The organism is Cronobacter dublinensis subsp. dublinensis LMG 23823 (assembly GCF_001277235.1).
Taxonomy (GTDB): Bacteria; Pseudomonadota; Gammaproteobacteria; order Enterobacterales; family Enterobacteriaceae; genus Cronobacter; species Cronobacter dublinensis.
This window is the reverse complement of record NZ_CP012266.1, coordinates 76,489-97,658: the sequence shown is the minus strand read 5'-3', so window position 1 is coordinate 97,658 and position 21,170 is coordinate 76,489. Positions and strand designations below refer to the sequence as shown.

Annotated in this window: 22 protein-coding genes; 2 read left to right on the top strand and 20 right to left on the bottom strand. The window is 59.3% G+C overall.

Features of this window, described 5'->3' with window-relative positions; all coding sequences use genetic code 11:
* Nucleotide 1: 1 nt before the first annotated feature.
* From tssE to AFK67_RS00400, 20 genes are all read right to left on the bottom strand, one after another.
* Nucleotides 2-571 (bottom strand): type VI secretion system baseplate subunit TssE, encoded by a 570-nt coding sequence (gene tssE, locus AFK67_RS00495; RefSeq protein ID WP_007713455.1) that lies wholly within the window; start codon nt 569-571, stop codon nt 2-4.
* Nucleotides 564-1,403, bottom strand: a complete 840-nt coding sequence (locus tag AFK67_RS00490) for a type VI secretion system accessory protein TagJ (protein WP_007713457.1) — start codon at nt 1,401-1,403, stop codon at nt 564-566. Before AFK67_RS00490 ends, tssE begins: the two co-directional genes overlap by 8 nt.
* A gap of 25 nt (nt 1,404-1,428) precedes the next feature.
* Nucleotides 1,429-2,433 (bottom strand): hypothetical protein, encoded by a 1,005-nt coding sequence (locus AFK67_RS00485; RefSeq protein ID WP_038884272.1) that lies wholly within the window; start codon nt 2,431-2,433, stop codon nt 1,429-1,431.
* Nucleotides 2,434-2,451: 18 nt separating this feature from the next.
* On the bottom strand, nt 2,452-3,246 hold the full coding sequence (locus tag AFK67_RS00480) for a PP2C family protein-serine/threonine phosphatase (protein ID WP_007713466.1): 795 nt from the start codon (nt 3,244-3,246) through the stop codon (nt 2,452-2,454).
* Nucleotides 3,243-5,180, bottom strand: a complete 1,938-nt coding sequence (tagH, locus tag AFK67_RS00475; RefSeq protein ID WP_038884274.1) for a type VI secretion system-associated FHA domain protein TagH — start codon at nt 5,178-5,180, stop codon at nt 3,243-3,245. The genes AFK67_RS00480 and tagH overlap by 4 nt, the downstream gene beginning before the upstream one ends.
* Nucleotides 5,181-5,422: 242 nt before the next feature.
* Nucleotides 5,423-5,803, bottom strand: a complete 381-nt coding sequence (locus AFK67_RS00470) for a T6SS amidase immunity protein Tai4 family protein (RefSeq protein WP_007713471.1) — start codon at nt 5,801-5,803, stop codon at nt 5,423-5,425.
* Between the two features lie 25 nt (nt 5,804-5,828).
* On the bottom strand, nt 5,829-5,966 hold the full coding sequence (locus AFK67_RS00465; protein ID WP_007713483.1) for a hypothetical protein: 138 nt from the start codon (nt 5,964-5,966) through the stop codon (nt 5,829-5,831).
* Between the two features lie 48 nt (nt 5,967-6,014).
* Nucleotides 6,015-6,497, bottom strand: coding sequence for an Hcp family type VI secretion system effector (locus AFK67_RS00460; RefSeq protein WP_007713486.1), 483 nt, complete (start codon nt 6,495-6,497; stop codon nt 6,015-6,017).
* Nucleotides 6,498-6,702: 205 nt separating this feature from the next.
* On the bottom strand, nt 6,703-7,104 hold the full coding sequence (locus tag AFK67_RS00455; RefSeq protein WP_007713489.1) for a Rap1a/Tai family immunity protein: 402 nt from the start codon (nt 7,102-7,104) through the stop codon (nt 6,703-6,705).
* A gap of 40 nt (nt 7,105-7,144) precedes the next feature.
* Nucleotides 7,145-7,579, bottom strand: coding sequence for a T6SS amidase immunity protein Tai4 family protein (locus AFK67_RS00450; RefSeq protein WP_007713491.1), 435 nt, complete (start codon nt 7,577-7,579; stop codon nt 7,145-7,147).
* Nucleotides 7,580-7,585: 6 nt separating this feature from the next.
* Entirely contained in the window at nt 7,586-8,005 is a 420-nt protein-coding gene (locus AFK67_RS00445) for a Rap1a/Tai family immunity protein (RefSeq protein ID WP_038884277.1), read from the bottom strand.
* 67 nt (nt 8,006-8,072) lie between these two features.
* Nucleotides 8,073-9,572, bottom strand: a complete 1,500-nt coding sequence (gene tssC / locus AFK67_RS00440; RefSeq protein WP_007713493.1) for a type VI secretion system contractile sheath large subunit — start codon at nt 9,570-9,572, stop codon at nt 8,073-8,075.
* 3 nt (nt 9,573-9,575) lie between these two features.
* Complete coding sequence (gene tssB, locus AFK67_RS00435; protein WP_007713494.1) at nt 9,576-10,100, bottom strand: type VI secretion system contractile sheath small subunit; 525 nt, start codon at nt 10,098-10,100, stop codon at nt 9,576-9,578.
* Nucleotides 10,101-10,175: 75 nt separating this feature from the next.
* A complete protein-coding gene (gene tssA / locus AFK67_RS00430; protein WP_038884281.1) occupies nt 10,176-11,198 on the bottom strand; it encodes a type VI secretion system protein TssA in 1,023 nt (340 codons plus the stop codon).
* Nucleotides 11,199-11,207: 9 nt separating this feature from the next.
* Nucleotides 11,208-11,918 carry a type VI secretion system-associated protein TagF gene (gene tagF, locus AFK67_RS00425; RefSeq protein WP_007729428.1) on the bottom strand — a complete coding sequence of 237 codons (711 nt, stop codon included), beginning with the start codon at nt 11,916-11,918 and terminating at the stop codon, nt 11,208-11,210.
* A gap of 16 nt (nt 11,919-11,934) precedes the next feature.
* Nucleotides 11,935-15,552, bottom strand: a complete 3,618-nt coding sequence (gene tssM, locus AFK67_RS00420) for a type VI secretion system membrane subunit TssM (protein WP_007729427.1) — start codon at nt 15,550-15,552, stop codon at nt 11,935-11,937.
* Between the two features lie 2 nt (nt 15,553-15,554).
* The gene (locus AFK67_RS00415) at nt 15,555-16,790 is read right to left on the bottom strand and encodes a DotU family type VI secretion system protein (RefSeq protein WP_007729426.1); all 1,236 of its coding nucleotides are present in this window, start codon (nt 16,788-16,790) and stop codon (nt 15,555-15,557) included.
* Nucleotides 16,791-16,807: 17 nt separating this feature from the next.
* Nucleotides 16,808-18,151 (bottom strand): type VI secretion system baseplate subunit TssK, encoded by a 1,344-nt coding sequence (tssK, locus tag AFK67_RS00410; RefSeq protein ID WP_007729425.1) that lies wholly within the window; start codon nt 18,149-18,151, stop codon nt 16,808-16,810.
* A gap of 24 nt (nt 18,152-18,175) precedes the next feature.
* Nucleotides 18,176-18,682, bottom strand: a complete 507-nt coding sequence (tssJ, locus tag AFK67_RS00405; RefSeq protein WP_007729424.1) for a type VI secretion system lipoprotein TssJ — start codon at nt 18,680-18,682, stop codon at nt 18,176-18,178.
* Nucleotides 18,683-18,706: 24 nt separating this feature from the next.
* Nucleotides 18,707-19,201, bottom strand: a complete 495-nt coding sequence (locus AFK67_RS00400; protein WP_007729423.1) for a YdgH/BhsA/McbA family protein — start codon at nt 19,199-19,201, stop codon at nt 18,707-18,709.
* 1,234 nt (nt 19,202-20,435) lie between these two features.
* On the opposite strand from AFK67_RS00400, the gene tisB reads away from it, so the two are divergent.
* On the top strand, nt 20,436-20,525 hold the full coding sequence (tisB, locus tag AFK67_RS23595) for a type I toxin-antitoxin system toxin TisB (protein WP_032803729.1): 90 nt from the start codon (nt 20,436-20,438) through the stop codon (nt 20,523-20,525).
* Between the two features lie 75 nt (nt 20,526-20,600).
* Nucleotides 20,601-21,056, top strand: a complete 456-nt coding sequence (locus AFK67_RS00390) for a GNAT family N-acetyltransferase (protein WP_007729422.1) — start codon at nt 20,601-20,603, stop codon at nt 21,054-21,056.
* The last annotated feature ends 114 nt before the right edge of the window (nt 21,057-21,170 follow it).

The window sequence follows — 21,170 nt, the reverse complement described above, 5'->3', positions numbered from 1 at the left end:
TTTACCCCGCGTCTTTCAGCTCAAAATGGCCGTTTTCCAGATCCACATTGGTGCGGAACAGAAATTCCAGCGGCCAGGGCACGCACCACAGGCGGCCTTTGATCTCAATCGATAATACGTTGTGCAGGTCGAGCGATTTGGTATCGCAGACGCAGCGCACCTGTAAGCCCTGCGGCATGATGCGCGGCTCGAAGTTCAGAATCGCCTCGGTGAGCCGCTGCTGAATGTCGGTCCATTCGATTTCCGACATCCGCTGGCCCGCGAGCGGCGACACGCCGAAGTTCCAGACCGAGCGGCGCACGTGGTCCACCCGGCTGAGATCCTGCTGCGCTTCGTTGTTGATAGTGTTAAACAGCCACTGCAAATCGCGCAGAACATGGCGGCGCAGCGCGCTGTGGGAGACGAGATTGCTGTTCGCCGGCTCCTGGCGCTTGTCCGGCGCGTCGTCGGTCAGGCGGTCGAGCAGCGACGGCTGCATTTTGTCGCGCGCGCTGATGGTTGCGGCGTTGCGGCGCGAACGGTAGCCGTGGCGCAGTATATCGCCGCTGTCGTCCTGATACGGTTTATTCATGCGCGGCGTCGTCCGGCAGCCCGAATGCGAGCATATCCAGCGTCAGCAGCGCGAACTCCTGTTCGCCGCTCAGCCAGACTTTCTGACCCGCGCCGAGATAGTGAATGCCTTCGGCGTCCAGCGGCTGCCACTCGGTGGTGCGTGCCAGCAGGAAGCGATCTTCCGCGCCGGTTTCCAGCGGGTAACGCGCCGGGATCTGGCAGACCTGTTCGGTGCCGTCCACCAGCTGAACCATCGCGTGACGCCATACCAGATCGGTGACGCTCGCCGGAGCCTGGAAGCGAATGGAGGCGATAGCGCTGAACGGCACCCAGAAGTAGTTGCCGTTGACGATAAGCTCGCACACCGGCCCCAGACGGGCGTCGCCGTCCATCAGCCAGTCGAAGCGCACCGGTTCGCCCGGCTCGCTTTCATCACCCGTCGCAAGCGTCAGCTCGCCCGGATTGGCCTCGGCCTGTTCCAGCGCCTCGCTGCGCAATTCGCTGGCGCGCGCCGGGTCGGTTTCGGCCAGCGCCTGCAGCAGCAGATCCAGCCACGGCCACTGTTCGCCCGGCATACGCGGACGCGCGCGGCCCGCCATCACCTCGGCGCGCTGCTGCTCGCCTTCGATAGCCTGTTGCAGCAGCGTCACGGTAGGCTGCGCCTGCGGGGCCAGCGCGGCCCAGCTTTTCAGTTGCGTCAGCGCGCGGGTCCAGTTGGCGTTGAGGCAGAGAAACTGCACAAACGCGGCGCGGCGATCGGCGTTGCCCGGCTGGGCTTTGATATCGCCCTCAAGACGGGTCAGCGCGTCGCTGACGCTCGCGCCGGCCAGTTGTTGATACAGCGTATTCATAACGGCTCCTGGCGGTTAACGGTAATTACAGCGCGCGGTAAGCGCCCGCCGCAGGGTCGCGCAGCTGCGGGTGCAGCGCTTCGACCAGCAGAATATTGAGCGTAGCGCCCGGTGCCAGATACGCGGACCAGACTTTGCGAACTTCATCGAGGCGCGCGCGCAGACGCGCGTCGTCGCTGGCCTGCTCGCGGGAGATCTCTACCGCGACGGTGCCCTGCGCCTGCCAGACGTTCTGCTCGCTGTTATAAGGCAGGATCATCCAGCTCTGGGCGGAGCGGCCATCGCTGACCACCATGCGCTCGTTGTTAACGCTGGTGATAAGCAGGCGATCGGCGTCGACGCTGGCGTTAATGCCGACAATCGGGAAGCCGTGCACGAAGGTTACCGCGACTTTTTTCTCGCCCGCTTCGCCCATCTGGGTGACTTCGCTGCGGCCATTCAGCCAGCCGCCTTTTTCGCAGATGCCGTCGTCTTTTGCCGGAATAAACAGGGCCTGCGCGTCGGCACCACCTTTCCAGAAGGTGCGCAGGTGGCAGCCGTCCTGGAGGTTAAATTCCAGCCACGGGGTGCGGTCCGCAGGCGGCGAAAGGTCTTCCGGGCGGCCCTGCGGCAGCGTCTCGGCAGGCGTCGATGTCGCAGCGGTGGTGGTTTCAGTCAGGTTCTGCTCCGGCGCGGCGGCGGGCGTCACGACCGGGTTCCAGTCACCGCTTTTGGTGGCCGTGCCGTGCGCCAGCGGTTTGCCCTGGGTGTCTATCATCTGCCAGCGAACCGTTTTCAGTTTGCCGCACTGGCTTTCCAGCAGCGAACCCAGACGCGGCATAAAGTTTTCCAGCACCTTCGGCGTTTTGTCGCCGCTGCTGACGATGCGCAGCGGCAGCTCAGGGCCGCACCAGCTTTGCGGCGTGTTGTCTTTAATGTTGTCTACCCAGACATCCAGTTTCAGGGTATTTGACTGAACGATACGGTAATTATCTGCCCAGACGCTGGATGACGCCGCAAGCAGAGCCAGACCCGGAAGCCAAAGTTTCATAAAAGTCCTTGTTAGCCTTTAATCTCGAAGGGGGAAAAACTGCGCCGCGTCAGAGAGCGTATGCAGCAGCGTCGTCTCCTGGGGCGATCCTACCCAGACCGCAACGGCGCTGTAATTATCCTGCTTATCATGCCCCTGCTCACCATTTTTCAACAGTATTTGATTCATCAAAGTGAGCCATTCATCTGGAGTATTCACCATATGAAGGGATTTTTTCATCTGCTCTTCGCTCACACCGTGCCAGAAGCCGTCGGTGCAGAGTAAAAACGCGTCGCCGTCTTCAATGGGCACCACGTCGCTGTAGCTCGGCTCGCGGCCTTCATCGCCCATGCCGAGCGCGAAGTACAGCAGGTTGCCGTTCACCCCTTCCGTCTGGTGACCTGCGTCTTTCATCTGCTGCACCAGGCTGTGATCGGTGGTGACGTGATAGAGCCAGCCGCGACGAAACAGATACAGGCGGCTGTCGCCCGCGTGCGCCCAGTAGGCCAGATGATAATCGCGGTCGATAAACAGGCTCACCAGCGTCGTGCCCATGCGGTGATAATCCTGCACCGCCTTCTGCTCGGCGCGGATAGCCTTGTTGGCCTGGTTCACGTACTCGCGAATGTACTGCGCGTTGAGATGCTGCTCCCCGTCAAAACGCGAGAGAATGGCGTTGCGCGCAAGCGCCGCGGCGACGTCGCCACCCGGCAGGCCGGCTATCCCGTCGCACACCACGAAGCAGGCGGCGCGTTCGCCAACGCTCTCTCCCGTCTGATCCTGGTTGCTGGCGCGCTCTCCCTGTCTGGAGAGTGAAGCCGTGCTGATATTCATTCTTCTTCCGATCCGCTTTGTGAGTCTTTGTATTGATTCACTTCCATGTCATAAGCGTGCAGGAAGGCTTCGCCAAACAGCGTATGGAAATCGTCCTCGATTTCGCCCGCGGTATCGCTGTAGTGACGGACAAAATAGTCCCACAGCGCCGCTTTGCGGCTCGCCGGCAGCGCCAGGCGGGAGACCACGCCGTCGCGACGCGCCTCTTCTTCCAGCTGCTCCGGGTTAAAGGATTGCAGCATGGCGGCGATAATGGCGCGGATACCGGCTATCATCCCGAGCTGGTGCGCCTGGAGATCGATAAGCGCGTCGCGCACCGATTTTTTCGGCGGCATAAAGCCTGGCATACGGGTGCCGAACATCTGCATCAGCACGGTTTTACCGGACGGCAGCAGCTTGAACGGGTTGTTGGCGTCGTCGAGCACCATCGTCATATCGGCTTTCACGCCGCGCTTGAGAATGGAGCGCGAGGAGAGCAGCGCCACGGTGCCCTGCGAGAACATACTGAGCATCTGGCCGAGCTGGCGCATATTGTCGCGGTCGAACTGCGGCGTCGGTTGCAGCTCGCCAAGGCCCATGCCCTCAAGCAGCGCTTCCAGCAGTTCGCCGTTCAGCACGTCGCCGTTGGAGGCGGTTGGCACGCCACCCTGGCTCGGCGACTGCACCGGGTCGATGCGCAGGCGGCCTTTCGGCGTCTGCGCGGTACTGCGCGCCACGGTCTGCGGCGTCGGCAGCGTAATGCCCGCGTAATCCTGAACTTCCGGCGGCTCCGGCTGCACTTCCACCCGCGTGACCGGCGGTTCTTCCGGCACTTCCTCCGGGAACAGCGGCGAACCGGCGAGCGAGGCCAGATCCAGATTATCGTCCGCGTTCGGCGCCAGCGGCGAGGTCATCTCCGGCTGCGGTTTTTCCGGCGGCGTCTGCGGTTTTACAGGCTCCACGTCCGGTGTCACGGATGGCGGCGGCGTCAGCGGGGCCGCGCCTGCGGAGAGTTCATCCGGCGGCGTCAGCGGCACCGCGCCACCCATCATCAGGCCGAGCGGATCGTCGCTGCGGCTCTGAACCGGCGTCGAGCCCACGCCGCCGAACAGCGCCAGCGGATCGAGCTCTTCTTCGTTCTCTTCATGCGGCGCCTGCGGTTTCGCGGCCTGACGATTGTCAGACGGCGGCACCAGCGTGGTCGGCGTCACATCATTAAAAATGCTGTCTTTATCGAACGGCGTGTCGTCTTTGAACAGGCTGTCCGGGTTAACCCTTTCATTGCCGAACAGCGGCTCGTTGCCGCCGCCGGTGAAGTGCGCCAGCGGATCTTCCGGGTTGCGGTCCGCCTCTTTCGGGGCGTTGAACGGGTTGAACGGCTGCGCTTCCGGCGCTTTCGGGCGCGCGGTCTGGCTCTGGCTCTGCCCCTGGCTGATGCTGTCGGAGATTGAAAACTCCTCCATCAGGCTGTCCCAGATTTCGGTCGGCACCGCGGTCGGCTCCTGTGCGCCCGCGTTCGACGGCGACGACGGCTGCGCCTGCGCGGCTTTGGCTGGCTGAGCGGCCTGCGGTTGCACCTGCGGCTGCGGCGCGACGTTCGGTTTCGGCGCGGCCATGGCGATGACCGGCTGCGCGTTCAGCGCCAGATCGCTGACCTGCACGCGATATTCATCGATGCCCAGCACGTCGCCATCCTGTAACTCAACCTGACGGCCGCGCTCCAGGGGAATATCGTTCAGCACGACACGGGTGACGTTGCCGCGGTTGGTAATGCGGCACTCGCCGTCGGCGGAGATATGGACAATCGCCTGCAGTCGGGAAATCGTTCTTTCGTCGTCCGGCAGTACCAGATTATTATCCGTACCACGGCCAATCGTGCCGCCCGGCGGGTAGAAGTCACAGCTGCTCTGAGGAGGCTGGTGGCCGGGCTTATTGGTGATAATCGTGAATCGCATAGCGTATTCCTGCCTGGGGTTATTAGCGCTCAAACGTCGCGGGTCTCATCAGACGCCCGACGTTTGAGAGCTAAGGAACAGAGCCGCGCCTGCGCGCCGCCCGTGACTGCCTGTCGTTAAGCCTCGCGCCTCACAACCGGACGGGTTTATTCTATTGATAATAGGTATATCAGCGCTATTAACATCATCACTGCTTATGAAAGAATGTCGGGCGGGTAAGCTATCCTCACGCCCGCCGTGACTCACTGCGCCTTCTGCCGCGCGAATTGCTGATACAGCGCCTGGACATCCGTACTTTGCGCAATCAACGCGCATTTCAGCACGCGGTAATCGGTTTTCGCCGTTCCGCCGACGCGCGTTTTCAGCGCCTGCGCGATAACGGTATCCGCCGCGTTAAACGCCTCAACCGGTAACTCGCTCGCTTCCAGCCAGGCAGCGGCGCTGGCGTTAGCGTCCGCTTTCAGCGCGGCGCTGTCTGCGATACTGGCGATGCAGCGGCTTTGCACCCACTGGGTAAACCTCTGCGGCTGGGACACTTCGCTGATGGACGCCAGCGGCTGCGCCAGCGCGGCGTGGAAAGAGAACGCCAGAACGGACAACGCCGCGATGGATGTTTTTAACATGATGAGCGTCCTTCTCGCGGCCCGTTTACCTGTCCGGCTGACCTTTATAACGACGAATGAGCGCGGCCAGTTCGTCGCTATGAATAAAATCGATACCCTTTGCGAGGGTCATCGGCTCGCCTGACTGGCTGCCATACGGTGACAAGGTAAATCTCGTCGCCATCCCTGCGCCCTGTAAAAGGTAAAGTGAGCCCTTACGGGCTCACTATGATTACGCTTCTTTGTTTTCTTTGATGTTCCAGCCAGCGCTGGTTTCTGCGCCTTTACCACCAGAAGACGTCTGCTCCCAGTACTGCTGTTTCACTTTAGCAGCCTGGAATGCATAGGTAACACCTACGGTGTCGCCGTTGTCTGCGCCGGTGTACTGTACGGACGTTACCAGCACGTCTTCCAGGGTGATGCGCGCGTATTCAACCTGCTGGCCGCCAGCTTTGCAGACAGACAGCTCAACTTTGGTCAGGTGCTTACCGCTGGAGCAGTGCTTCAGGATAGCGGTGGTGGATTTGTCGATCAGCGCGTTAACGTGCAGATCGTTGAAATTCACTTTACCGGCACCGCCGCCGCCGCCCACGCTCATGTTACCCGGCTGGGATGCGCCCCAGGAAAAAGAGGTGATGTCGGTCCAGCCGGTGTGGTTGGAATCTTTAGATTCGCCGGTTACACCGTCTACTTTCAGGAACATATCAATAGCCATAATATCTACTCTTCGTTAATGACGATTATTGCTTTCGAAAAAGCGCTTAATATGGCAAACAGGAAAGCATGGGGCTGAATAAAACCATCCATATTTTACCTCTGCCTCTCAGCCTGACAGCATGTTTATTCCGTCAGGCGATCTCAGCGGCCCGCCCAACGCGAGCCGCTAAAATAGGTGATTGATTACTGCTGATATAACGGTCTTATTTGTCAGCGTTATTGCGACAAGGGAAATAGTGCTTTAGCGCTTCGAGCATCAGCACGCTGGCTTTCTCTTTAAGCCGTTCGGGCGGTAATTTTTTAAAGTAACCGTAAGTCCATTCGCGAAGCGCGGAAGGCATCGTGGTTTTACTTTTGCACCAGCCCATGCCTTCTGTCGCATCAAACAGACCCAGCAAATAGATTTGCGCCTGTAGCGAGGCTTCGTTATCTGCTCTGTCATTCCAGGCGTTTAAGAGTTGCTCGCCTGTCACGTTGCCTCTGTCTGGATCAAACCGGTTTTTCTGACTCTCGTCGGGGTCGATAACCCATACTCCTGCCAGCACCGGCGCACTCAGCATGACTGCACTCAGCACGCATGCCAGAACAAAAACAGAACCTTTCATGAATGTCCTTATTCGTTATTTCCTTAAAGGTCCGCTCGCGCTACCAGGAGGGATTGTCTTGCATCCAGCTCTGGCTCGAATCACCAATAAGGACTTCCTTACTTAACTGTTCCAGTGCCGGGCTGTGATAGAGGCGCAAACAGTTAAGCGTCACGCCCTTAATAGAACGCCCTGCTAATGCTTCCGGCGAAAAACCATTTCGCTGGTCGCGATATTTCAGGATGAGCGCATTGACCTTTTCATTCCCTGTGTCGATGTCTAAAGGGATCCATTGCATTAAGGCATAAGCGCTGAAGCCCGCATCGGTACTAAAAGCGCTGTCATCAGTGGAAACCTGCGCCAGACAGCGGGCCAGCACCATGTCTTTAAAAACCTGTTTATAAGGTAAGACCTTATAAAACGCGGCTGACTCCTGAGCAGAATTCGCTAACGCGCTTGTGCAGATAAACAGCAACAGCGAAAAAGGGATTTTCATGAGCGTTTACTTACAGGCATGATTTTCTTTTAACGCCTCAACGATAAGCGTTTTGGCTTGTGCGTTTTTAAGCCGCTCAGGCGATGCTTTATCAAAATAGTCGTAGGCGATACTGCGCAACGTGCCGGGTTTCGACGGTCGTTCAGGGCACCATAATATGCCTTCGGTCGCATCCATCACGCCGATGAAATACATATCGGCTTTGATACGCTCGCGCTCGTTCTGCCTGTTGCTCCATGCCGTAAAAAAACGCGCGGCGGACAGATGGTTGTCAAAGGCGTTTAGCAGCGCCGGGTCGCGCGTGAAAAACGTTATGCCGTCCTCGGGAAAATCCTCTGCCCGTGGATATTCATAGACGGTGGTCTGCGCGCCTGCCAGTGTCGACCACGCCAGCAAACCGACAGCCAGTATCTTAAGCATTTTCATCACGTCTCCCTGTGATTGCGAAGTCAGTGCCAGGCCGTAAGGAGCACCCTTACGGCCTGAACCAGACTTACGCCTCGTTGCTCTTCAGCGACGGCAGTTTGGAGACCAGACGCAGAGAAACAGTCAGGCCTTCCAGCTGGTAGTGCGGACGCAGGAAGAACTTGGCCGCGTAGTAACCCGGGTTGTCCTCGATCTCCTGAACCTGCACCTCGGCAGCCGCCAGCGGCTTACGGGATTTGGTTTCCTGAGAGGAGTTCGCCGGGTCGCCGTCCACGTAGTTCATGACCCAGTCGTTCAGCCAGCGTTCCATTTCGTCGCGCTCGCGGAAAGAACCAATCTTGTCGCGAACGATGCACTTGAGGTAGTGCGCGAAACGGCAGCAGGCGAACAGGTACGGCAGACGCGCCGCCAGACGGGCGTTCGCGGTAGCGTCCGGATCGTGGTACTCCGCCGGTTTTTGCAGCGACTGCGCGCCGATAAAGGCGGCGAAGTCGGAGTTTTTGCGGTGGATCAGCGGCATAAAGCCGTTTTTCGCCAGTTCCGCTTCACGACGGTCGCTGATGGCGATTTCGGTCGGGCACTTCATGTCCACGCCGCCGTCGTCGCTCGGGAAGGTGTGACACGGCAGGTTTTCCACCGCGCCGCCCGATTCCACGCCGCGAATCGAGGTACACCAGCCGTACTCTTTAAAGGAACGGTTGATGTTGGCCGCCATCGCGTAGGCCGCGTTGGACCAGTTGTAGTTGGCGTGGTTCGCGCCGTCGGTCTCTTCTTCGAAGTCGAAGCTGTCCACCGGGTTGGTGCGAATGCCATACGGCAGACGCGACAGGAAGCGCGGCATCACCAGGCCCAGGTAGCGCGCGTCTTCAGACTCGCGCAGGCTGCGCCAGGCAGCGTACTCGGTGTTCTGGAAGATTTTGGTCAGGTCGCGCGGGTTCGCCAGCTCCTGCCAGGATTCCATCTGCATCACGCTCGGCGCGGTGCCGGTGATGAACGGGCAGTGCGCCGCCGCGCCGATGCGCGCCATTTCGCTCAGCAGTTCAACATCCTGCGGGCTGTGGTCGAAGTAGTAGTCGCCCACCAGGCAGCCGAACGGCTCGCCGCCGAACTGGCCATACTCTTCTTCGTAGATTTTTTTGAAGATAGGGCTCTGGTCCCAGCCCACGCCCTTAAAGCGTTTCAGGGTGCGGCCCAGCTCCTGCTTGGTGATGCTCATAAAGCGGATTTTGAGCATCTCGTCCGTTTCAGTGTTGTTGACCAGATAGTTCAGGCCACGCCAGGCGCTTTCCAGCTTCTGGAACTCGTCGTGGTGAATAATCTGGTTAACCTGCTGAGACAGCTTCTCGTCGATACCGGCAATCAGGTTCTGAATGGTGCGGTAGGTGTCGTTCGAGAAGGTAACGGTGTTTTCCAGCGCCTGCTGCGCCAGGGTTTTCACCGCGTTTTCAACGGCCGAACGGGCCTGGTCGGTTTTCGGGCGGAACTCTTTGCTGAGCAGCGCGCTGAATTCGTCCTGGCTGAACGCCTGCTGCGATTGCAGCTCTTGCTGTTGAGAAGGATTGCTCATCGATTACTCCTCGTTACCTTTCGTGCCATCGTCATTTTTCGGCATCTGGCTCAGCGATTTGAGCAGCGTCGGATCCTGAAGCACTTTCGCGATAAGCTCTTCGGCGCCGTTTTTACCGTCCATGTAGGTCAGCAGGTTAGAGAGCTGGGTACGGGCTTCCAGCAGCTTGTTCAGCGGCTCGACCTTACGTGCGACGGCGTCCGGCAGGAAGTCGTCCATGCTGTCGAAAGTAAGATCGATGCTCAGTTTGCCTTCGCCGGTCAGGGTGTTGTCCACCTGGAATGCCACGCGCGGCTTGAGCGCTTTCATACGCTCATCGAAGTTATCGATGTCAATTTCAAGGAATTTACGCTCGTCTACCGCAGGCTGCGGATCGACCGGCTTCCCGACCAGGTCAGCAAACACGCCCATTACGAACGGGAGCTGAATTTTGCGTTCCGCGCCGTAGATTTCCACGTCGTACTCGATCTGCACGCGCGGCGCGCGGTTACGGGCGATAAATTTCTGCCCACTGTTACTCATTGGCATGATGTTCTCCATCAAAGATGCGCGGTGAATTTCGGGCGACGGGCCTCATGCCTGCCGCCGTATAGAGAAACGCCGTTAGTCGCGGCGTCCGATAATGTTTTCCACCTGATGCACGCCGTCGGGCGCCAGGTCGCGAATAAGATCCATGAAATTCATTTCAATCAGTCGCTGCACGCGCTCAATCATCAGCGGCGCGGGATGGCTCGGCTCATGCCGGGCAAAATATTGCTTCACTTTCTCAAGCATCAACTGGGCGTCGTCGCGCGTTTGCAGCTGCACGTTACGCCAGTCGGTTTCCACCACGCGCGCCGGCGCGCCTGCGCTGACGGCGGCAGGCGCGTTTTCCGCCTGCGTCTGGGTTTCTTCTACCGCCTGCGGCGCGGATGCGCCGCCGGGCTGACAGGCCAGCGCCACAATGCTGGTGAGCTTCTGGAGCTGCTCCATCTCCGGCACGCCGCTTTCGCCGAGGTGGCTGACCAGCGTGGTGCGAATGGTTTCCAGACGCTCATGAATTTGCAGTATCGCCTCGACGCCCGGCTGGTCGCCGCGCGCGAGTTCATCCACCAGCCGCGGACGGCCGCCCGGATAGCCTGCGCATTCGCTTTTGCTGTTATCCAGCAGCGACTGCGCGTCGCGCAGCGTAATTTCATCACCGCTGCTGCGCAGCAAGGTAGCGCCGCGCAGCGTGCTGGTCAGCGCGGATTTATCGCCGAGCCCCGCCAGCGCGTTAATACGGTAGAACGGATCTTTTTCGCCGTACTCTTCCAGCAGCGGATAGAGCGGCTCCCAGTAGCGCGCCAGCGCTTCCTGGATAAGCAACAGCCCGTCGGCGTAGCCCGGCAGCCCGCGGCGTTTGGTCCACGCGTGGGTGAGCGCCAGCATGACGCGCAAATCTTTGGTGCGCTCAAGCAGCGCCAGGGCCAGCTTTTCAACTTTAGTCCAGTCCGCCGGCTCTGCCGGAATAATGGTGTCGCCAAACTGCTGTTCCGCTTTGCCCTGACTTGCCTGTTCCATCGCCTGATAGTCGGCGTCGTACTCCAGGTTGTCGCCGCACGGCTGCTCCGGGCTCACCGGAGCGAGAAGGGTTTCAATATCCATCGAACTGCCTTATTCGAACATGGGCGGGTAGAGCCCGTGGCGACCCGGACGCGCACCGCCCGCCGGATCAAACAACAGCGAAAAGAGCTGCCCGGTAAAATTGCCGCTGTGAACGTGCGTGTAGAGCGGATAACCGTCGCTGCGGTTGGTCCACCAGAAGCTGGTCTGGCGCTGCGGGTCGAAACACTCCGCCGCCTGCCGCCAGCTCAGCGTCACCGGCGTCTCTTCATAGCCGATGACATCGAGAATTTCCGAGCGATTCTCCGGGGCCGGCAGCGCCGGTGACGGAATGGCCAGCACCGCCTGGTCGAGCTGCTCGGCGGAGAAGGCGTTACGCACCGCGTGATGCAGTATGCGCCCGAGTTGCTGATACCAGGCCTCCGCCATCGCCAGATGCTGCGGCGTCCACTCGGCGGGGCTGAACGCCACCGTCGCAAGAAGCGGATACTGACGCCCGACGCTGTCGCGCCCCGGCATCAGACAGCCCATCTGCACCTGCTGACTGCCGAGCATCGGAGGCACCACGAAGTTCCAGACCGGCGCGCTCGCAAACTGGCGGTTGCCCGTGTCGCGCTGTTCGTCCTCTTTTTGCCAGTTCAGCAGCCCGACCTGAAACCAGTGCGACCACTGGCGTTGCAGGGCATCCGGAAAACGGCGCTGGAGAAAGTCGCCGGCACTGGGCAGTTTCCCGTACCAGCTAATCGCAGGGTAATGACTCATTATCCGTTCCTTGCGGTTAAGGGCATGCGAAGCCAGGGAGCTGGAATGGGTTGCGGATACTGTTCGGCGTGAATTCCAGCGTCACGCTGTGTCCGTCAACCGAAAACGTCGCCTGGCGGCTCAGGCTTCCTGCGCCCGGCGCAATGCGGGCGCGATCGAAAAAGCGGTTCAGCGCCCAGGCACCGTTAGTGACAAGCGTCGAGGTGGTGCCATTGGCAAGACCAAGCTGCATGCGCACCTGATTCGTGCCGCCGCTGCCCGGCCAGCTCATCAGCTGCACCGCCTGCGGGCCGTGGCTGTAACGCAGCAGCTGACCATCAACGTCCAGCGACAGCGTCAGAATGTCGTTATCCATGCGCACGGTGCGCACCGTCACGCGGTAGGACGGTGTCGTCGCGCCATTGGCGAAGAACGCGTCGCGAATGTATTGCGCCTGCTGGAACGGACGCAGCACCCCTTCGCTGCCCGGCAGCGTTTTCCCGTCGATACCCGGCGTAAAGCGCCAGCGCTGCTGGGTGGTGTCGACTTTGTTGGTCAGGTTGTCGCGAAAGAAGCTGTCCATCAGGCCCGTGCCCGGCGCAAACATGCGCGCCAGATCGTCCGGCGTCACTTCGCTGCTGGCGGAGCGCACCAGCGGATAACGGCCCGCGATCGCCTGGCGGCAGAAGCTGCCAACTTCCACGCTGATACGCTTACGCACGTTTTCCAGTTCGCGCTGCTGGGTATCGCTGCTGGCACCGACGGCCATGCGGCTGAACATGTTTTGCAGCCCGCCCGGCAGACGCCCTGCGCTGGCCTGTAAGCGGCTAATTGCCTCGCCCCCCGGCGGCGGCATACCGCTGTTCGCGGCGTCCTGCACGGCGGTCAGGTAACGGTAGAGCTCATCGATCTGCTTGATAAAGTCATCAAACACGATGGCTTTGCCGCCTTTCTCCAGCGGCTGCGCCAGTTCGATGATTGGCGCGTAGTGATCGGTCACCACTTGTTCCGGCGTTTGCGGCGCGGCGGCGGCGGTCGTCGCCCCGCTTTCGCGGTCGCTGAATAGCGCTTCCAGCGTGCGGGTGGCGCGGTTGCCCTGCTCTTTCGCCTGCGCTTCGCCCGCCTGCGGCTCGGCGCGGGAGAGCGTCAGCACCTGGCTTAAGTTCATCACCAGGCGACGCAGCGGCGAGTTGCTGCTGGAGAGGACGCGCGCGGAGTTGATGCGCTGGTTCAGGTCGGCGCTGTTATTGAGCTGGATATCCGCCAGGTAGCTGTCCCACTGGCTGATAAAATCGCGCATATAGAGCTGGCGCACCGCGTTGTCGGTCTGCTCTTTATCTTCCTGCGCGGTGGTGAGGCCCAGCACCCAGGCGTCGTCGTCATGAAGCGAGGCGGTGACGTTATCTATCTGACCGTTAAAGCTTTCCCAGTAGCCTTTCGGGGTATAGAGCCCCGGCACGCCATCACTTACCGGCTTGCCGCTTTTACGCGAAAAGACCAGCTCGCTCTGCGGGCCGCCGAGGGTCGCCAGCGACACCGGCTTTAAGTTCTCGTCGCGCTCCAGCAGACGCTTAAGGCGGCCATACACGCGCAGCGACAGCGGCTTCTGGTTGATCATCGCCTGCTGGCGGCTAATCAGCGACTCGTCTTTGGCATACGGCGAGGTCTGGATTTGCGGCTCCAGCAACTGCGTCAGGTGCCATTCGAGCTGATTCAGCTGCGCCTGAGTGACGTTCTGCGGCAGGTTGCGCTCAAGGTTGAGCATCACCCAGGAGTGCAGGAATTTGCCGTCGTAATGCTTCGGCTGGTAGAGCATCTGGTACGCCTTCAGCGCTTCGTAGCTGTATTCCACGTCGCTGCCGTTATCGCTGCGCACCCAGCCGGTGATGAGCTGCGCCACGGCGGGCATCAGCATCTCCTGCAGCGCTTTCTGGTAGAGCGCCTGCGAGGCGTCGTTCACGTCATCGCCGCGATACAGCCCCATGCGATACGTCACCGGCGGCGAGTTCAGATCAAACGCTTTGCTCTTCGGCAGGTCAACCAAACTGTTGAAGAACGGCAGCATACTGAAGAGATCGCGCCCGGTCGTGGTTTGCAGCGCCTTGCTCTGACGCTCGACGCCCGGGACTTTGCCGTCCACTTCCGCGAGGTACTCTTTGTTGTTGCCGTAGCTGGTAAACCACAGGCCGCCGAGAACCACTAACAGCGCGGTGAGCGCCGCATAGCCAGACCAAATCACCGCGCGGTTGCGCAGTTCCCACCAGCGGTTCTGACCGGCGATGCCCGCTTCCTGGAAAATCACATTCTGGAGCAGGTTTTTAATAAAGAAGCTCTGCCCTTTGCCACCGGGGATCGGCGCCTCTTTGCTGACCGAATCCCAGTTGTCGCCTTCTTTACCGCCTGTCGGCAGCGACAGCGCGCGGTTGAGCTCGCCCATCACGCGGTCAAACGGCAGCCCTTCCTGGGTGCCGCTCGCGAGATAAATACCGCGCGGCGAGAATTCGGTTTCAAAGTTGGAGCGCGCAAACACGGTGCTGAGGTAATCCGCCAGCAGCGGACGCAGCGCCGCGAACTCCTGCGGGAACAGATAACATTCGGCGCGCGCTTTCGGGTCGCTTTCCGCCAGCAGGGTATCCGGCAGGCCCGCGTCCAGACGCTGTTGCAGCAGCGCGAACTCCTGCGTGAACGCCCCCAGCAGGTCGAAATCGGCCTGCTTTGAACGATCCCACGGGAACGTGAAGCCCCAGATCTGATCGCGCTGCGCTTTATCAAAGCGCCCGAAGTAAGAACGAAAGCCTTTCAGCAGGTCCGCTTTGGTGACGAGCACGTAAACCGGGAAGCGAATGCCGAGCTGCTCATGCAGCTCCGCCAGACGCTGGCGCAGGTTGACGGCCTGCTGTTGCGTCGCCTCGGCTGACTGGGTCAGCAGGTCGGAGACGCTGATCGTGATGATGACGCCGTTAATCGGCTGGCGACGACGATACTTACGCAGCAGATCGACAAAACGCAGCCATTCGCCCGCGTCCTGCGCCTGCTCGCTCTCCTGAGTGGTGTAACGGCCTGCGGTATCAAGCAGCACCGCCTCGTTAGTAAACCACCAGTCGCAGTTACGGGTGCCGCCGATGCCGCGCAGCGCTGTTTTACCGAAGCGATCCGCCAGCGGGAATTGCAGGCCGGAGTTAACCAGCGCCGTGGTTTTCCCGGAGCCGGGCGCGCCGATAATCACATACCACGGCAGCTGATAGAGATATTGCGTGCTGAAGCGCTGCGTCCACTGGCCGCGCTGGCCGGGCGCGTTGAAGTGCGCTTTTTTCAGGATCTGCGCGGCTTCGTCGAAACGGTCCGCCAGCACCTGATCGTCGTTGCCCAGGCGTTTGAAATCCCCGCCCTCTTCCGCCGGTTTCCCGTCGTTGAGTTTGTCCATCAGCTTGCGGTTCAGCCAGGCGTTGTAAAGCCGCGGCACGATGTGGCTATGCACCCAGATCAGGTAGATAAGCGCAATGCTGATGATACGGTTGGTTTCCGACTCCAGCGGGCGACTGTCGACGATGGACAGCAGCGGCCCTATCATCCAGACGACCGCCGACAGCGCGGTAACGCCCATGAACCCCCACAAGATGCGGTTGGTCACTATTGAAAGGAGAATATTCAGCATCCTTAGTTTCCTTGCGGCAATCCGTTCAGCTCGGCCAGGGTGTTATCCGGCGACACCAGCAGAGTAATCTCTACACGGCGGTTGCGGGCGCGGTTTTCCGGCGTATTGTTCGGAGCGATAGGGTCCATCTCACCGCGGCCCTGCGCTCTGACGCGGCTCGGGTCGGCGAGGTGCGCCTGGAGCATTTTCTGTACCGATTCGGCGCGCGAGAGCGACAGCTCGTAGTTCGAGGCGAAACGCGCGCTGCGGATAGGCACGTTGTCGCTGTAACCCACCACGAGGATTTTTCCGCTGACGTTGTTCATCGCCTGCGCCACGCGGTCGATAACCGATTCGTAACGGTCGCGCACCACGGTCGAGGCTGACGCGAACAGGCCGTCGCCTTTGAGGATAACGACGCTGCGATCGGCTTCGTCGCGCACCGCCACCAGGCCCGCGTCAATTTCCGGACGCAGGAACCCGCGCAGGTTAAGCACCGGCGGCGCCTGGCGCGCGGGCTGCTGGACGGTGACTTCCGGCAGCGGCGTCTGGTAAATCTTCGCCAGCACCGGGCTGGTGCTGTCGCCAAGCCGCCAGTTGAGCACGATAAAGAACAGGCAGGCCAGGAAACCGGCCAGCGCCACGCAGGCCCACAGCGGCACCACAGGACGCCAGAGCTTGCGCATGACCGGCTGATCTTCCGGGTGCGGCGAGAGCGGCGGCGGGTAGCTGCCGCGCACGCTGCGGATCATCTGCCACAGGCGCTGTTTGATGGTCTCAAGCTGTGTGCGGCCGTTGTCCATGACGCGGTAGCGCCCTTCAAAACCGAGCAGCAGGCAGTAGTTGATCATCTCCAGCAGGAAGATGTGCTCACGCGGGTTTTGCGACAGTCGCGCCAGCAGCTGGAAGAATTTCTCACCGCCCCAGGTTTCGTTGTGGAACGTCACCAGCAGACCGCTGCCAGACCAGACGCCGCGGCTCCCCCACGGGGTCAGCGCCGCGGCTTCATCGAGCGCCGTACACAGACAGTAGCGCGCGCCGACGATGACTTCGTAAGGCAGCGCCGCCTGCTGGCAGCGCACTTCAAAGCGGCGGATCTCGTCAATCAGACGCTGACGCAGCCCGGCCTGATCTTCATGCGATACAGAATGACGAATCTGCGGGATCGCGTTAAGCAGCGGGTTGGCCGCCGCGACCAGCGGATTATTACTGCTGGCGCCGGAAAGAATGGCATCGCTGCCGGTGGCTTGTGGTTCCATAGTGAGCGCTCGTCGTGTTATTCATTCGTACTGCGAATGGCCCAAAACTCCATATCAAGGCCCGGGAACTCACCGGCGAGATGCAGCGCAAAGGCGCCGGATTTTTCCATCTCTTTCCAGAGTTCGCCGCCCTTTTCCAGTTCGAAATAGCTGTAGCCGGCATGCCACGGGATCTGCGGCGGCGCAACCGGCATGGCGCGCAGCACCATGCCCGGCAGTTGCAGCTGCACCAGATCGCGAATTTTGGTGACCGGCGCGACTTTCATCTGCGCCGGGAAGTGCGTTTGCAGGGCCTCGCCCGGCACGTTGGCTTTGACCGCCAGCACGAAACCGAACTCGCGCACCATATTGCTTTCCGGCACGGTGGCGACGTTGAGCCCGTGGGAGCGCTCGGTCAGCGGCAGCTGAATGGCGCTCTCTTCCATCACCAGCGACAGGCCCTGGCGCAGCATCATCGTCAGTTTGCTAAAGCAGCCCGCCAGGTTGTCATGGTCATAGACCGGCAGCGTCGCGTCGGGCGCGCGCTGCGCAGTCCAGGTGGCGAGCTCGCAGGCGAAGGCGAGCCAGTCGCGCCACAGCGTTTCCGGGTGCAGCAACGGCAGCGTTTTTAAATGCGTGACGTGGCCCAGATGATGGTTAATCAGCGACAGGAGCATGAACTCCACCATCTCGGAGGTGTTAAAACGCCCCGGCTGGCGCAGACGCTGGCTTATCTGCTGGCTGCGCTGGCCAAGCAGGCCGTGCAGGTCGTTCAGCATGCTGTAGAGCTGCCCGCTGTTGATGGCGTTAAGCATCGGCGGAATGTAGCTGGTATCGAGACGCACCTGGTTGTCGTTGCGTTTTTCAATCACCTGCGCGACGCCAATCGCGGTCCATTCGGCGGTCAGTTCGCTCTCCAGCATCAGCTTAAGACGCAGGCGGCCAAACTGGACCGTCGCGGCGCCGACCGACATCGCGTTGTCATCTTCCACTTCTTCTTCAAACGTGGCGTAGCGGGCGAGCGAATCGGCCGCCTCGCTGAAAATGACCTCTTCACGTCCGGCGCGGCGGGCGGGCAGCGCGAGCACCACGCGCTCGTGCGTCAGGTTGTCGGGAATAGCGAGCGGCGCCGGGCCGTGGCGCGGGTCGCGAAAGGCGAACGGCGTGCCATCCGGCAGCAGACCGCTGGCGTAGCTCAGCGCCACGCGTCCCTGACGCAGCATCGCCTCGTCAAATTCCAGATCGAGAAACCCCCAGAGATACGGGCGTTGCAGTGAACCCCATTCGCGGATGTGGTTTTGCAGGAAACTTTCCGCGCGCTGGAAGTGATGCGGACGCAGGAACATCCCTTCGGTCCAGACCACTTTTTCTGCTTTGTTCATACTGGTGTCCTGTAAGGGCGCTGATTATTCGTTGATGACGCGGATCCCGTTGACGTCAAGAAACACTTTTGCCTCGAGTTCGTCGGATGACCATTTCCAGAATTTGTAAATGCTGGAGTCACTGGGTGCGGGGAGCGGGAGCGAGATACGCCACTTTTTACCGTCGAGCGCCTGATATTCCGCCATCACGCCGATATAGCGCGCGTCAAGCGAGCTCTGCCCGCTGAGGGTTTTATCCAGCTGGCCCGGCATCAGGAAGAACTCGTCGCTGTTGAGCAGGTTGGCTCCCAGCACGGTCTGAGCATTGTTTTGCAGCGAAAAGAAATCGGCGGACATAAAGTCAGCGTCGGATTTCAAAAGCAGCACCCGAACTTTTAGCGGTGCGGAATTATTGATTTGTGGGTGAGCCTGAAAATGCAGGCTGTACTGGGAAGGAACGCTGCGTGAAGATGATAAACAGCCGCTCAGCAAGGTGAGAGCGGCAAGCAAAAACGCCAGGAAGCCCTGGCGTAAAACGGTACGGTTTTTCATGAGGTGTGGCTCATTGAATCAGGATTAATCGATAACCCAGGTTCCGCTTTTGGTGTTTTTACAGGCTTTGCTGTTGCCATCCACCGTCACGCAGTTGGCTTTGGCTGTTTTACGGCGCAGTTTCGGGATCTGTTTATTGACGGTCGCGTCATAAAGATCGCTTTTCACTGCCGCACGCAGCGGAACATAACCAATCAGTTGCTCTTCGCCCTGATCGGCCAGCGCCAGCCAATGGCCTTCGACCTGGCCCAGTACGTTATAGGTTTTGCCGGTTTCCAGCTGACGAACGACTTTGCCGCCGAAATCAGGGCGGGTCATGACCGACGCCGGGTACATCGCGCGGTACTCTTCGTTAACAGGCTCGAACTCTTGTGGCGGAGTCACCGCGTGGCGGTGGGTGAGCGTGACGCCATTAACCACACTGGTCACGATAGTGTCATCCGTAACGGCAGGAGGCGGCGCTTTACAACCAGCTACGCCTAACACAAACAGCAGGGCTAATACGATTCGCATATTCATCGATGGTTTCCGTTGCAAATATATTCTGTATACAAAGAAATAACGGCTTCTGGATTCAGGCTATGACTAAAAGTCTGTCATTGCCAGGGAAGATTATGCCATTTCGGTGAAGGAATTTCATTTTCTTCAGAGATAGCTACCGCACGGGCTTTACCGAAGTAAACCCGGACGTTTTACGCATATTTCTGAGGCAGAGCGAGAAAATTCTACATAACCCTGATGACAATTCAACACCAGGTCTGGCGGGCATTCTGGTGAAAACGACCGCCTGTTTAATTGAATAGCGTACTTTTAGGAATTTTCCGCCCTTCAGAGCACGAAATAATCATGAAAAGAACGCATGAATTACGGGAAAAATATTTCCAGTAATTATATTAAACGATTGATTTACAATAACAATTAACAGGAAAGCGTAACGAGTTAACGGGCTTTCGAAGCGGGAAACAGCAGGGTTGTGATACATTAGGATTAATCTGAAAACAGATTATTAAGCGGGCATGTATATATCCAGCTACCATATTTAGTGGGTGTTAAATTTAACGCTAAAAATGACACTACAGGATCTTAAGTAAAATTTCTTTAATTAATGATGGCAGCGAATAGTGCTAATGCATTTGTGATTTTCAAAAATCATATTTGTTGAAAAGCATGATGGCAGTGGATTGCCCTTTTTTGTCATCAGATTTTCCTTACAAACAGTACGAATAATGGCGTATGTGTCGCTTTTTCAGCCTGCCGGTTTGCTACAGAAGTGAATATTATTTAGCGTGACTATTATGTTGTGCCGCGGCGCTGCGAAAAAGGCAGAGGCGCGGCAGGCGGGCGCAGAAACAAAAAAACCCCGCCAGGGGCGAGGTTTTTTTCAGCTACTGTTGCGGTTGGTAGCCGCAAAGCACACTGTGTTACGTCAACGCTGTAACTATACGACGAAATGCGCGCACCCGCAATTGGCGCGCGGCGCAGCAGTGGCTTTTAGTCAGTATGGTCCAGCCCTTCACTTCTTGTCCAGAAAATACTGTTCATTTATACAGTATCTCTCTATAATGATGTTGCTGTCACAGCGTGCGATACGGGGCCGCATTTAAACGGGCGCAATAAAGAGTCCTGGCTGAAACGGGTGGTGCCGTCAGTGCCTTAACCCCGAGAGAGCACACTGTGTTACGCCAACAAAACAACTGGCAACAGGCAGCGGAGAGGTACGCCAGTTGGTGCTCCTTTACCAGAGGAGACGCGTATGAGCGGAGTGGATTTGTTTATCCTTATCCTGAAACTCATTGTTGCAGTCCTGCAACTGCTTGATGCTGTCCTGAAGTTCCTTCGGTAACTCAGGTTCAGGCCGCACCAAAGAGGGGCGGGCAACCGCCCCTCTTTAACACGGTACATCCACCAGGAGGGAACGATGTCAGGAATCATCGCTATCAGGTCTGTTACCCCGGTCGGCATCGATTTTGACCGGCTGCGTGAAGAGAGTCAGGCGCTCGGCTTTGCTATGCTCGACAGGCTCGCCGTCCACTGGATGGACGGCAGCAACGCCTTCTCGGCCCCCGGCGAACGGCTGTTCGGCGCGTTTCTTGGCGAAGCGCTGGTCGGCGTCGGCGGGCTGAACCGCGACCCTTTTGATACCCATCCGCGCGCCGGACGCGTGCGCCATCTCTATGTCAGCCATGCGGTACGCCGCGTCGGCGTTGGCAATCAGCTGTTGAAAACCATCACGCATCACGCCCATCACGCGTTTGATTACCTCAACATTCGCGCGCCGGAATCCGCGTTCAGCTTTTATTTACAGGCGGGCTTTTTGCCGGTAACGCATGAACCGCACATCACGCACCGGCTGACGCTGCCTGCGCGGGCCTGAGCCGTATCGCGCAGCGTCGTGCGTCGGGCGTCACGAGTGGCAATAAATCTTTCCGAAAAGTGTCCGTAAAAGCTGCCTGCCGCCGTTTCCGATGACGTGATAGCTGACTGGATA

Coding starts and splice junctions, on each gene's coding strand:
- tssE (WP_007713455.1), bottom strand. CDS start 571: ATGAATAAACCGTATCAGGACGACAGCGGCGATATACTGCGCCACGGC.
- AFK67_RS00490 (WP_007713457.1), bottom strand. CDS start 1,403: ATGAATACGCTGTATCAACAACTGGCCGGCGCGAGCGTCAGCGACGCG.
- AFK67_RS00485 (WP_038884272.1), bottom strand. CDS start 2,433: ATGAAACTTTGGCTTCCGGGTCTGGCTCTGCTTGCGGCGTCATCCAGC.
- AFK67_RS00480 (WP_007713466.1), bottom strand. CDS start 3,246: ATGAATATCAGCACGGCTTCACTCTCCAGACAGGGAGAGCGCGCCAGC.
- tagH (WP_038884274.1), bottom strand. CDS start 5,180: ATGCGATTCACGATTATCACCAATAAGCCCGGCCACCAGCCTCCTCAG.
- AFK67_RS00470 (WP_007713471.1), bottom strand. CDS start 5,803: ATGTTAAAAACATCCATCGCGGCGTTGTCCGTTCTGGCGTTCTCTTTC.
- AFK67_RS00465 (WP_007713483.1), bottom strand. CDS start 5,966: ATGGCGACGAGATTTACCTTGTCACCGTATGGCAGCCAGTCAGGCGAG.
- AFK67_RS00460 (WP_007713486.1), bottom strand. CDS start 6,497: ATGGCTATTGATATGTTCCTGAAAGTAGACGGTGTAACCGGCGAATCT.
- AFK67_RS00455 (WP_007713489.1), bottom strand. CDS start 7,104: ATGAAAGGTTCTGTTTTTGTTCTGGCATGCGTGCTGAGTGCAGTCATG.
- AFK67_RS00450 (WP_007713491.1), bottom strand. CDS start 7,579: ATGAAAATCCCTTTTTCGCTGTTGCTGTTTATCTGCACAAGCGCGTTA.
- AFK67_RS00445 (WP_038884277.1), bottom strand. CDS start 8,005: ATGAAAATGCTTAAGATACTGGCTGTCGGTTTGCTGGCGTGGTCGACA.
- tssC (WP_007713493.1), bottom strand. CDS start 9,572: ATGAGCAATCCTTCTCAACAGCAAGAGCTGCAATCGCAGCAGGCGTTC.
- tssB (WP_007713494.1), bottom strand. CDS start 10,100: ATGCCAATGAGTAACAGTGGGCAGAAATTTATCGCCCGTAACCGCGCG.
- tssA (WP_038884281.1), bottom strand. CDS start 11,198: ATGGATATTGAAACCCTTCTCGCTCCGGTGAGCCCGGAGCAGCCGTGC.
- tagF (WP_007729428.1), bottom strand. CDS start 11,918: ATGAGTCATTACCCTGCGATTAGCTGGTACGGGAAACTGCCCAGTGCC.
- tssM (WP_007729427.1), bottom strand. CDS start 15,552: ATGCTGAATATTCTCCTTTCAATAGTGACCAACCGCATCTTGTGGGGG.
- AFK67_RS00415 (WP_007729426.1), bottom strand. CDS start 16,790: ATGGAACCACAAGCCACCGGCAGCGATGCCATTCTTTCCGGCGCCAGC.
- tssK (WP_007729425.1), bottom strand. CDS start 18,151: ATGAACAAAGCAGAAAAAGTGGTCTGGACCGAAGGGATGTTCCTGCGT.
- tssJ (WP_007729424.1), bottom strand. CDS start 18,682: ATGAAAAACCGTACCGTTTTACGCCAGGGCTTCCTGGCGTTTTTGCTT.
- AFK67_RS00400 (WP_007729423.1), bottom strand. CDS start 19,201: ATGAATATGCGAATCGTATTAGCCCTGCTGTTTGTGTTAGGCGTAGCT.
- tisB (WP_032803729.1), top strand. CDS start 20,436: ATGAGCGGAGTGGATTTGTTTATCCTTATCCTGAAACTCATTGTTGCA.
- AFK67_RS00390 (WP_007729422.1), top strand. CDS start 20,601: ATGTCAGGAATCATCGCTATCAGGTCTGTTACCCCGGTCGGCATCGAT.